13 protein-coding genes are annotated in these 11,623 nt (G+C 46.4%); 8 read left to right on the plus strand and 5 right to left on the minus strand.

Translation table 11 applies throughout. The features are described from left to right. Nucleotides 1-2: 2 nt before the first annotated feature. On the minus strand, nt 3-1,127 hold the full coding sequence (locus tag QUE66_RS08670) for a VanZ family protein (protein ID WP_286223632.1): 1,125 nt from the start codon (nt 1,125-1,127) through the stop codon (nt 3-5). A 38-nt stretch (nt 1,128-1,165) separates the two neighbouring features. Between QUE66_RS08670 and QUE66_RS08675 the strand changes: the two genes are divergently transcribed. Further along, nucleotides 1,166-1,966, plus strand: a complete 801-nt coding sequence (locus tag QUE66_RS08675; protein ID WP_286223633.1) for a biotin--[acetyl-CoA-carboxylase] ligase — start codon at nt 1,166-1,168, stop codon at nt 1,964-1,966. Further along, on the plus strand, nt 1,963-2,772 hold the full coding sequence (locus tag QUE66_RS08680) for a type III pantothenate kinase (protein WP_286223634.1): 810 nt from the start codon (nt 1,963-1,965) through the stop codon (nt 2,770-2,772). Before QUE66_RS08675 ends, QUE66_RS08680 begins: the two co-directional genes overlap by 4 nt. Here the strand turns inward: QUE66_RS08680 and rfaE2 are convergent. Continuing rightward, nucleotides 2,769-3,266 carry a D-glycero-beta-D-manno-heptose 1-phosphate adenylyltransferase gene (rfaE2, locus tag QUE66_RS08685; RefSeq protein ID WP_286223635.1) on the minus strand — a complete coding sequence of 166 codons (498 nt, stop codon included), beginning with the start codon at nt 3,264-3,266 and terminating at the stop codon, nt 2,769-2,771. The two genes, QUE66_RS08680 and rfaE2, sit on opposite strands and share 4 nt — an antisense overlap. A 133-nt stretch (nt 3,267-3,399) precedes the next feature. Between rfaE2 and QUE66_RS08690 the strand changes: the two genes are divergently transcribed. From QUE66_RS08690 to QUE66_RS08710, 5 genes are read left to right on the plus strand one after another with little or no spacing between them, the layout of a single operon-like run. Continuing rightward, nucleotides 3,400-3,975: a glutathione peroxidase gene (locus tag QUE66_RS08690; RefSeq protein WP_458574876.1), complete on the plus strand. Its 576-nt coding sequence runs from the start codon at nt 3,400-3,402 to the stop codon at nt 3,973-3,975. After that, entirely contained in the window at nt 3,972-5,357 is a 1,386-nt protein-coding gene (locus QUE66_RS08695; RefSeq protein WP_286223636.1) for an NAD(P)/FAD-dependent oxidoreductase, read from the plus strand. Before QUE66_RS08690 ends, QUE66_RS08695 begins: the two co-directional genes overlap by 4 nt. A 23-nt stretch (nt 5,358-5,380) precedes the next feature. Further along, entirely contained in the window at nt 5,381-6,166 is a 786-nt protein-coding gene (locus tag QUE66_RS08700; protein ID WP_286223637.1) for a DUF1365 domain-containing protein, read from the plus strand. Beyond that, nucleotides 6,163-7,413, plus strand: coding sequence for an SAM-dependent methyltransferase (locus tag QUE66_RS08705; RefSeq protein WP_286223638.1), 1,251 nt, complete (start codon nt 6,163-6,165; stop codon nt 7,411-7,413). The genes QUE66_RS08700 and QUE66_RS08705 overlap by 4 nt, the downstream gene beginning before the upstream one ends. 8 nt (nt 7,414-7,421) lie before the next feature. After that, a complete protein-coding gene (locus tag QUE66_RS08710; protein ID WP_286223639.1) occupies nt 7,422-8,198 on the plus strand; it encodes an SDR family NAD(P)-dependent oxidoreductase in 777 nt (258 codons plus the stop codon). Nucleotides 8,199-8,200: 2 nt separating this feature from the next. Here the strand turns inward: QUE66_RS08710 and QUE66_RS08715 are convergent, their stop codons facing one another. Genes QUE66_RS08715 through argS form a run of 3 tightly spaced genes read right to left on the minus strand, consistent with a single transcriptional unit; the run spans nt 8,201 to nt 11,270 of the window. Next, nucleotides 8,201-8,848, minus strand: coding sequence for a thiol:disulfide interchange protein DsbA/DsbL (locus tag QUE66_RS08715; RefSeq protein WP_286223640.1), 648 nt, complete (start codon nt 8,846-8,848; stop codon nt 8,201-8,203). Continuing rightward, the gene (locus QUE66_RS08720; protein WP_286223641.1) at nt 8,845-9,477 is read right to left on the minus strand and encodes an SPOR domain-containing protein; all 633 of its coding nucleotides are present in this window, start codon (nt 9,475-9,477) and stop codon (nt 8,845-8,847) included. Before QUE66_RS08720 ends, QUE66_RS08715 begins: the two co-directional genes overlap by 4 nt. 47 nt (nt 9,478-9,524) lie before the next feature. Continuing rightward, the gene (argS, locus tag QUE66_RS08725; RefSeq protein ID WP_286223642.1) at nt 9,525-11,270 is read right to left on the minus strand and encodes an arginine--tRNA ligase; all 1,746 of its coding nucleotides are present in this window, start codon (nt 11,268-11,270) and stop codon (nt 9,525-9,527) included. 37 nt (nt 11,271-11,307) lie between these two features. Here argS and QUE66_RS08730 point away from each other — a divergent pair, with 37 nt between their 5' ends. Next, entirely contained in the window at nt 11,308-11,622 is a 315-nt protein-coding gene (locus tag QUE66_RS08730; protein WP_286223643.1) for a DUF1840 domain-containing protein, read from the plus strand. Nucleotide 11,623: the final 1 nt, after the last annotated feature.

An 11,623-nucleotide genomic window follows, 5' to 3' on the forward strand; every position in this document is an offset into this window, starting at 1 on the left:
ACTCACTGATTTGCGCGTCGGGCGTAATGAATCAGCCAAATGAATGCCACTGGCAGCCACAGCCAAGACAGCCATTGCATTAAATCGTTGAGATGGGCTAAACGGCTGTGATTCCATCGAGGCAAGCTAATGGTGAAGTAGGGATTATCTGGGAAATAGTTCACTAAAATCATAAGAGCAACTAAAGCGCTGATACAGGCAATGAGCCGAATGCTAGTTGAACAGCGCATAAAAATACTAGTCAAAAGACTACTGAGCACCATCCCCCAAATTGCACCCGCACTTAACCACACAAAGCCAAAGTCCGAACCAAACTGTAGAGAGGTAAATAAGGATTTGATCGTGATCGTAATCGCTAATAATCCTGCAAGGATTGGTAGTTTAGGAATATTGTTGCGAAGTGCTAAAGAAAAGAATAGGCAAACGCCAAACCAACTAAGACCGGTTACTAAAGCCTCATAAATCGTGTGGTGCATTCCATCCAAACCCCAGCTTGCAACCGGATTGATACCTAGACCTAAAAAGCCCATGCCTAACCATGCACTTTGGGGATAAATTTGTGCGAACGGAAACAAAATGAATAGGGCAACACTTAACCAACGTGTACCAAACCAGTAATCAAAGCGCTTACGCAGTGCGGTTCCAGATAACCAATGTGGGCCTAAAGGTTGAGCTAATAGTGCACCAATTAAGGCACCCATTAAATTAGCGATCCAATCAATTTGTGTCGGTACTCGGGTGGGTAACCAACTTTGTGCACTCTCGATCGCACCCGATAGAAGGGCGCTGAATACTAAGGCAATGGCAATTGCTCGAAATCCTTGCCAGCGAGGATAAAGAGCGAACACCAAAATAAAGCCCAAGGGAATGTATCCCAAGACATTGATCGTCACATCAAATAAGGTAATGTATTTAGGCAGGGGGCCCGACCACCACGCAAATGGATCCAAACCAAACTTCCAATCCACATTAAAAGGGTTTAAACATCCATAGCCAATGAGCAAGACATAAATGATGGCGATTGCCCGAGCCAGCGGCATTGCCTGCAAAGGCCAATGGATACGCTGAGGCACTCTTGGCGTATCAGTAGGTTCTTGAGTAAGGTCTTTTTTGGCTTTGCCTGACATAAGTACCCATTCTATCGAGACCTTTCTACAATAGACAAATGAACTGGAATTGCATTCTTGAGCGCGTTGCTCAAACTGAATCAACCAACGACGATCTCATGGCGCGATGGCGCTCTGGGGCGCTCATCGACCCCATCTCCCGTTTGGCCAAAAACCAAACCAAGGGTAAAGGGCGATCTGGGCGACATTGGTTTACAGAGCCAAATGCTTCTTTATCGTTTTCGCTCGCTTATCCCTTTGATCAAACACAACAATCGCTGCGTGGGCTAAGTCTTGTTTGCGGACTCGCGGTGATCCAGGGGATCTCCAAGAGTCTTGGACTTGATGAAATGAGTCTGCGTCAGCACGGTCTTTCACTAAAGTGGCCCAATGACCTTTTGATCAAGGAACGCAAATTAGGTGGGATTCTAATTGAGGGCGGAAAACTGTCGGGCTCCAATCCAAATGAGCGAATTTGGATGATCATTGGGATTGGCATGAACTTAAGCCATTCCAAATCCTTAGAGAACGCTGCGCAACTGCCGATTAGCGCTCTCTCAGAACTCAATCACAAGCACATGCCAATAGAGGCTGATTTGGTTTGGCTCGCCATTCTCAACGCTCTGGGCGACTATCTTGAACTCTTTGCCAAAAAAGGATTTGCGCCTTTTCGTTCTCAATGGGATTTTTGGGATGCCTATCGCGATCAACCAGTGAGTATTTCGGAGTCAGGCGTAGTTAAGCAAACAGGCATTGCCCATGGCATTAATGAAGAGGGCGCACTTTTACTGCAAGTGCCCGGTAATAGCGAATTAACGGCGATCTACGCCGGAGATGTCTCTTTAAGAAAGCATCTATGAGCTCATTCTTACTGATTGATATTGGTAACTCGCGCTTAAAGTGGGCAAGTGTGAATAGCAAACGCAATCCCGTCGAGCGCGATAAAAAATTATGGGATCACTCCGGTGCGATTGATACTAAGTTACTAGGCTCAAAAGAGCACCGTGATGAGCTGGCTCACTACATTCTCAATACCATCCCAACCCCAAGTGCGATTGGTCTTTGCAGTGTGGCGACAGAATCTGCAGTCCAACAGATCAATGAGCTACTTCAGCCCTGGCAACACTGTCCCCAGTTTCGTCTACTCGGAAACTCATCATACCCATCTCTGCGTACGCAATACCAAAACACCCACACCCTAGGCGCTGATCGCTGGGCTGCGTTAATTGCGGCACGTGAACTATCCAATGACAACACCTTAGTGATTAGTGCCGGTACCGCAACAACCATTGATTTTTTGGGTGGCAATGGAATGCACTATGGCGGTTGGATTCTACCGGGCCTAGGACTGATGCGTGAAAGCCTATTGCAACATACCGCTGGTCTCAATGTAGCAAGCCTTGATCAAGCATTCACTGGCATTGGATTAGATACTGCAAGCGCGATTGATGAAGGATCGCGGCTAGCCCATTTGGGAGCCATTACACAGGCAATCAATTTTGCTAAACAGCGGCATCAAGCCGTTACCCGTATATGGATTGATGGTGGCCATGCGAATACCTTATTCGAAGGACTGATTCAAAATCAAATCCCCGCAGAAAAAATGCCGGGTTTGGTACTTCGAGGACTCTGGGCTTGGCTCAATACCCAAGTCGCAAGGAACTAAGAACGAATCTTACCAAGTAGGTTTGTAGTAGAGCGCTCATGAATAAAGGGGATCGCGTATGCTTTTCCACCCCATGCGTTTACAACCTTCGTCTCCTCTAAAGTCTCAATTGCATAGTCTCCGCCTTTGACGTAAATGTCTGGACGGATCTTACGAATCAACTCGACAGGGGTCTGCTCTGAAAATAAAACCACCAAATCAACGCTTTCTAATGCCGCTAAGAGGGCCATTCGATCTTCTTGACCATTAATCGGGCGATCAGAACCTTTTCCCAACATTCGCACCGATGCATCTGAATTAACGCCCACGACCAAACTACCGCCAAGCTGGCGGGCTTGCGCTAAGTAACTGACATGTCCCCGGTGCAAAAGATCGAATACGCCGTTTGTAAAAACCATAGGACGAGCCAAGGACTTTAGCTTTTGCTCTAAATCCCCACTAGTGGCACATAGTTTTGCTTCAAAAGCAGGGGGCTTCAAGATTGGCTCTGTCATAAGCCAAATTCTAGATGATTCCAACCCAAAACCCTGTCTGATCCTGAATTAAAGGGGTAATTCTTCCCAAAATACAAAAGAGGGCGGAAGACGGTAGACTTCAAGGTTTCTAGATTAAAAGTGAGGATTCTTGATGAAATGGTTAATCATGATTTCCCTATTTGGTGCAACGACCATGCTAAGTCCAAATGATGCCCACGCCAACCCATCGGCGAATAAGTGCAGCCCCGCTCTGTCACATACCTTTCCAAGGCTGCAGGATGAAATTCCTCAAAGTCTTTGCCAATACCAAGGTAAGGTCATCATGGTCGTGAATACGGCTAGTTTTTGTGGTTTTACCAGCCAATATGAGTCACTTGAGAAAATTTATTCCCGTTATAAAGATCGTGGCTTTGTAATTCTGGGCTTCCCATCAAATGATTTTGGGCAACAGGAGCCGGGGTCGAATAAAGAAATCGCTGAGTTTTGTAAAAATACTTACGATGTAAAATTTCCGATGTTTGCTAAAAGCTCTGTTAGTGGCAAAGAAGCGAATCCCCTCTTCAAGATGTTGATTGCCAAAACGGGCACCATGCCGAAGTGGAATTTTTACAAATACCTGATTGATCGCGACGGTAATATTGTGGATTCCTTTAATAGCCTGACGAAACCCGATAGCAAATCGATTACTTCTGAAATTGAAAAACTATTAAAGTCTAAGGCCTCGTGAACGCTCCCTCTCATCCCTACCCCAAAAAAATTGCAATTGTTGGAGCTGGTATTTCTGGCCTAGGTTGCGCATATGCATTACAAAAAAATGCAGGGGTTCATGTCACGCTGTTTGAGGAGGCATCTCATATTGGTGGACACAGTAACACGGTTGATATCGAGGTTCCAGGTCGTAATGGTGCGATCAAGTGCGCCGTGGATACTGGGTTTTTAGTCTTTAACCGAAAAACCTATCCCCGCCTAACACGTTTATTCGAGGAGCTGCAGGTTCCAATTGCCCTATCGGAAATGACCTTTTCGGTTTCCATTGATCGCTCCCTCGAATGGTCGGGCGATAACGTGAATACTTTATTTGGGCAACGAAAGAATCTACTTCGCCCAGCGTTTTGGAGAATGGTTGCTGATATCGTACGTTTTAATCGCTTAGCAACTGCGCTAGCAACAAAGCAAGTTAGCGCTGGGCACAGCACCGATCCAAATCAGTTGCAATCAATCGCATCATTTCTGGATGAACATGGCTTTAGTCAATCGTTTCGGGAGTGGTATTTTTTACCAATGATTGGTGCGATCTGGTCGTGCCCCACCCAACAAATGCTCGAATTTCCGATCGAAACGATGGTGCGGTTTTGTCATAACCATGGACTCTTACAGGTCAACAATCGTCCCCAATGGCTAACAGTGAAGGGCGGATCGAAAGAGTATGTGGCAAGACTAATCAACGCTATGCATCCAGAGCGATTCAAGTTAATTCGCGAGTCAGTCAAAAAAGTGAATGTGCCAGACGCACAAAGCCCAGATAAACGCATTGAATTGATTAGCTCTCAGGGAATTCATTATTTTGACGAAGTCATCATGGCTTGCCATAGTGATGAGAGCCTAAAACTACTCTATGGGATTGACGAGTTTGATCGCTCTCTTTTGGCGGCCATCCCCTATCAAGCAAATCGTGCAGTGTTGCACCGCGACGCCAGCCTTTTGCCGAAGACCAAGCGCTGCTGGGCGGCCTGGAACTATAAAACCACTTACGCCAAAAATCAGATCCAATCGGTCAGTGTGGACTATCTCATCAATAAGCTACAGCCCCTACCAGCCGCATTGGGTCAAGAACCCATTATTGTGAGCCTTAACCCTCTAGTTGAACCAAAACCTGAATTTGTTTTTAAAGAAATTGCCTATTCACATCCTATTTTTGATGCCAAAGCGATTTCGGCACAAAAGAACCTTTCATTAATTCAAGGTAAGGCGGGAATTTGGTTCTGTGGCGCGTGGACTGGATATGGTTTTCATGAGGACGGTCTTCGCTCGGGAGAATTAGTCGCAGCTGACCTTGTTGCCTCGCTCCATGCTCCGCTTAAGCGCCCGCCATTGCAATCGGCTAACTAAGATAAAGATTGGTATTGCAAGCGATGGCGCATCCACTGATTAATTTTGGTCAAGTCAAGCATAGCCGCTTAAGACCGGTAGTTAATCGCTTTAGTTATGGAGTCTTTACATTAAAGATCCCGATGCGAGAGCGCAATCGCAACCCCGAGCTTCTCAAGCAATATGGCATGGGCGATAACCAATGGGCCTTTTACTCGTTTTACGATCGCGATCATGGTCACGGTACGGAAAATTCTTTGGCCTGGGCAGAGTCTCTTTTTGAGCAAGAGGGTATTTCAATTCCTGATGGTGAAATTTGGCTACAAACATTTCCAAGAGTGTTGGGTTACGTTTTTAATCCTGTCAGCTTTTGGATCTACACGGATGCATATCAAGCCGTACGAGCGATCTTAGCTGAAGTGAATAACACTTTTGGTGAGCGGCATTGTTACCTGCTTCACAAAAAAGATGGCGGTGAGATTTTTTCAGGTGAAACACTGATTAGTCATAAAATTTTCCATGTATCGCCATTTTGTGATGTTTCTGGTGAGTATCAGTTTCGGTTTCTTTTTTCCAAAGACAGCCAACGCAAAATGGATTCGGTATGTCGCATTGAGCTTTATACCGATCATCAGCCACTGATCTACACCAGCATTAGTGGTCAAGATTTTCCCCTGTCACGCTCTGCTCTAAACCGTGCAAAGCTTCGCTACCCAATGATGACCTTTGGCGTGATTGCGCGCATTCATTGGCAAGCCCTCAAACTTTGGCTAAAGGGGGTACCATTTCACTCAAAACCAACGCCCCCCAGAATTGAAGTGAGCTCATGATTCGACCCGGACAATCCCTGCTTCATAAATTATCGGTATCGCGTACTGAAAAAATCCCGGCAGATGGAAAACTAAGTCTTGCCGCCCGGACCATTGAGCGCCTCCTAAAACAGTTATCCATCGGTCATCTGGTGATGACTTTTCCAAATGGTGAGCAGCGTGAGTTTGGAAATCGAACCGATTCCTTACATGCTGAGATTCGCTTCCATCGCTGGTCTGCATTCCAAGATATCTTGCGGCATGGTGATATTGGCTTTGCTGAAGGGTATATCCGCGGAGATTGGGACAGCCCTCATCTTGAGAAGTTACTCGATCTTGCCGTGAAGAACCGAAATGTTCTCGAGCGTGCCATCTATGGCAATTGGTTTGGTTCCCTAGTATATCGATTTAGGCATTTTCTAAACCGAAACAATAAGGCGGGCAGCAAAAAGAATATTCATGCGCACTACGATCTAGGCAATGCCTTTTATCGCCTGTGGCTTGATCCCAGCATGACCTATTCGAGCGCTTGGTTTGGGGCTGACTCGAATGCCAGTTTAGAGCTTGCGCAACGGGCAAAATATCGCAATATCCTAAATTCTCTAGCACTTCAACCCAATAGCAAGATTCTAGAGATCGGTTGTGGGTGGGGTGGATTTATGGAAGAAGCAGCCCTTGCCGGTCACCGGGTTACCGGACTCACCCTCTCAACCGAACAGCAGTCATTTGCAATTGACCGCGTCAATCGACAATGGCCCAATCGCCATGAAGTACGACTTCAAGACTATCGGGATTGTAAGGATCAATTTGATGGAATCGCCTCCATTGAAATGTTTGAGGCGGTTGGCGAACAATATTGGTCAATGTATTTTGAAACGATTGCTCGCTGCCTGAAGCAAAATGGCAAAGCATGCATTCAAACGATTGTGATTGCTGAAAACCTATTTGACCGCTATCGTAAAAGTACAGACTTTATTCAGCAATATATTTTCCCGGGTGGGATGTTGCCATCCCGAGAAGCATTTAAACACTATGCACAACAAGCGGGACTCCAGATCGAATGTGAATTCGCCTTTGGGCATGACTATGCCAAAACCCTTTGTATTTGGTATGAGCACTTTAATCAAAAACTGCCTGAAATCCGAGAGCTTGGGTTTGATGAACCCTTCATTCGGTTATGGAACTTTTATCTGATGTACTGTGCAGCCGGCTTCAAAGAGCAAAATATTGATGTCGTTCAATTCACGCTAAGCCACCAACCGAAATAGGTCAAGCAATGAAGCAACCAGCGATTACTAACTATCAGCAACAACGCGTATGGGTGATTGGGGCATCGAGTGGCATCGGTGAGGCTTGCGTTAAGGCTCTTTTTCAAAAAGGTGCTCGTGTTGCACTATCTAGTCGTCGCGTCGAACGCCTTGAGGCAATTGTGCAGAATCATGCTAAGGATGATTATCTAATTCTGCCCGTTGATGTCATGCGCGAGGCGGATATCCAAGGAGCCTATCAAAAGATAGAGAAAGAATGGGGCGGCATTGATTTACTGCTTTTTGTCTCCGGAATTTATATTCCGATGCGAGCCGATACTTTCAATATGGCCGATGCTGAGAAAACTGTCGATTCGAATCTCTTGGGTCCGATGCGTGCTGTTGGGGCTGTATTGCCGGCCATGCTTGCCCGCGGTAGCGGTCATATTGCCATTGTCGGCAGTGTTGCAGGCTATAGTGGTTTACCCAAGGCCTTGGCTTACGGGCCCACAAAGGCAGCCATGATTAACTTCTGCGAAACCTTGTTTTATGATCTGCAGCCCAAGGGTATCGGGGTTCATATGATTTCTCCGGGCTTTGTAGAAACAGAAGCAACCGCACAAAATGACTTTGAAATGCCAGCCCTCATCTCTGCTCAGACCGCTGCTAATGAGATCCTAGATGGAATTGCGCGCGGAGAATTTGATATTCACTTCCCTAAACGCTTTTCAGGCTTTTTAAAGTTCTTACGCATCTTGCCCTACCCAATCTACTTTTGGATATTGCGTAAGTTTGTGAAGATCTAAATCTATTTGTAGCCGTCTTTGCGGACTTTATTCACTAAGAAATCCATCACCTGAATGGACTTGGCGCGTGACCCAGCAATCGATGGCGATGTAATGTATTTCCCCTGAATCGCCACGGTTGGAACACCATCAATTCGGTAGGCATTCCCTAACTGATTAGCAGCACGCGCTTTTGAAAGAACAGCAAACGAGCGATAGGCTGCTAAGAATGCGTTACGATCAACGCCTTGAGCGGCGACCCAATCGGCAATTTCGTTTTCATTCAGGAGTCGCTTATTTTCACGATGCATGGCAAACATCACTTTGTCATTAAGCGCTTCACCTTTTCCTAAAGACTCGAGGGCATAAAACAATAAGCTGTGGGGCATGAGTTCATCACGAAAGGCAATGGGCACTTTCTTAAATACGACATCTTTATTCTGACGCTTTAACCAAGCCTTTAGATCGGGCTCAAACTCAAAGCAATGCGGGCAACCATACCAAAAAAATTCAATCACCTCGACCTTACCTTTCACATCAATTGGCTGGGCAATTGGTAAAACGCGGTAATCAAAACCTTCTTCAACCTTAATCGGGGCTTGAGCAAGCGCAAATGATTGCAGGCCAAATAAGGTCAAGATCAGGACAAGGGATTTGAATAACGATTTCATGATCGATTTACACGAATAACGGTTGGTTTGATTCCAAGGATGGTTAATTTACTTCGCACAGTAGTGGTATCTTCGATACTACCAAATGGGCCGATACGAACACGCCAAACTGAGTTTCCATCGACTGCGCTTTCACTCAGTTGCGCCTGAATACCCTGCATCGCTAAATTTGCTTTTTGTGCATCGGCTTCAGTGCGCTGATTAAATACTCCGGTCTGAACATAAAACATCGTATCGGCTTTAGGCTCAGGCTTCGCTTCGGGGGTCTTACCCGCTGCAATATCTGCAATTGGATCGCGTGCGGGGTCGGCTCCGCCAATGCCAGGAACTTTAGTCTGTAGCGGCTTATTAAGGTCAAGCTGAGGTGCGGCAACCGCAGTCTCTTCCTCGGTCTCTTTGTCTGATTTTGGTGGGAGCGGCTTCATAAATGCGGGCGCGCTTGGGGCCCGAACTCCTGGCTTTTCTTGCGGCTGCGATTTCATTAAATACCAAGCCACAATCAGCGCTAAACCAACCCCAACAAAAACGCCAATCAAAACACCCATAATCATTCCGCCCGACTCAGATGAGCCCAGTAGTTGGGTAGCAGATCGCTTTTCTAGTGCGTCAGATGATTTAATGTCATTCATGACCTCTATCTTAACCTTTGCTCAAAAATGCGAGCAAGCCGCTCAAATTACATCTTTTGTGGGGCACTAACCCCTAATATTTTTAGGCCATTTTCCAAGACTTGGCGTGTGGCAGCTAGTAATGCCAAGCGCGCTAACTTCAACTGTTCGTCGTCCACCAAAACGCGGTCGGCGTTGTAGAAAGTATGAAAATCCCCGGCAAGATCGCGCAGATAGAAGGCAATAGCGTGTGGAGCCAAATCGTACGCAGCATTAGCTAATACCTCTGGATACTCCGATAATCTCCGTAGCAAGTGATCGGCCGCCTTACTATCTAACAGACTTAAATTCGCATGCTCTAGGGCGCTAGAGGACCCGCCCCATTGCTGAAGAATCGAACAAATCCGTGCATGAGCATACTGCACATAAAAGACGGGATTCTCATCATTTTGTTGCAAAGCTAGATTTACATCAAATACAAATTCGGTATCTGCTTTACGTGAGATCAAGAAAAAGCGGACCGCATCGCGCCCGCGTTGCAAGGCTAAATTGCGCTCATCATTGCTCATGTCTGGATGGGTACCACCAGACCACTCGACCAAATCTCGCAACGTGACATAGGAGCCAACACGCTTGGAGAGTTTGACCTCTTCGCCATCGCGAATGACCGTGACCATCTTATGCAACACATAATCGGGATAGGTGGTTGGAATTGGCCAATTACGTTTTTGTGCTACTCCCTGTATTCCAGAGCGAACTCGAGCAATCGTGCCATGATGATCACTGCCCTGAACATTAATCACCTTTTCAAAACCGCGGCTCCATTTATTGATGTGATAAGCCACATCTGGAACAAAATAGGTATAGCTACCATCGGACTTACGCATTACGCGGTCTTTGTCGTCACCATCTAAGGTCGTCTTTAGCCACAAAGCGCCATCAGCCTCATAAGTTTTATCAACCGCCTGCAGATCGCTAATCACTTGCTCAACGCTTCCATCGGTATACAAAGAGGATTCCAAATAAAATTTGTCAAATTGCACACCGAAGATTTTCAAGTCAATATCTTGCTCTTTGCGCAAATAGGCAACTGCATACTGACGAATCTGTTCTAAATCAGACAGATCATGGCCAGTACTTTGGTAAGACTCAGCAATCTCAGCAATATACTCACCGTTATAGGCCTCCTTGGGCCAATTGGGACTTTCGGGATTTAAACCCTGTAAACGTGCTTGCACCGATAGCGCGAGATTATGAATCTGAACTCCGGCATCGTTGTAATAAAACTCCCGATGCACATCAATATCTTGGCTGTCTAAAAGATTGGCCAATGCATCACCGAGAGCTGCCTGACGCCCGTGTCCAACATGCAAAGGTCCGGTGGGATTAGCAGATACAAATTCAATCATGGCCCGCTTAGGCAAGCTCGGGTCTGCTTTACCCATTCGATCCCGACGGCCAAAACGCGCGCCCTCACGCAATATAAGCCCCACCACCGCAGACTTGGCCGCAAGACTCAAACGAAAATTAATAAATCCAGGCCCAGCAATTTCAGCGCTTGCAATCAGTTGTCCGTATTCAGGAAATTGATTTAATTGGCTAAGAATGGCTTGTGCCAACTCTCGCGGATTGGTCTTCCATGCCTTCGAAATTTGCAAGGCAATATTGCAAGCAATATCACCATGGTCAGCCACCTTAGGCCGCTCCAGATGCGGAATCGGAAACTCACCGGCTGCGAGTCCACGCTCTTGCGCTAGGGCATTCAAAGCATTCGTGATGCATTGCGTAAGCTGAGTTTTTTGGCTAGACAACATAGAAATGAAAGTTTATCAGTGATGGTATGCTTGATGGATGATTCATCAATTTCAGACCAAAAATGCAGCTCCCGTCATCATGCTAGATGACCTAACGCATCGGATTTTTAATGCGATTGGACGCCCTTTTGAGAATCAGGGTATTTTTCTCCCAGAACAAATTCCGGGATATATCGAACGACTGCAGACCGCGATTGATGCTGAACAAGATAAGGCGCCTAGCTCAGACGGTGCAAACGATGACGAGGATCAGTCGTCTGAATCGGACCCTCTAGGACGAAGGGCTTACCCGTTTCTTGAACTGCTGCGTCAAGCGCTAAAAGACCAAGAGCCCATAGTCTGGGGCGTGTAAA

It is taken from the genome of Polynucleobacter sp. HIN6, assembly GCF_030297575.1.
In the GTDB taxonomy this organism is placed as follows: domain Bacteria; phylum Pseudomonadota; class Gammaproteobacteria; order Burkholderiales; family Burkholderiaceae; genus Polynucleobacter.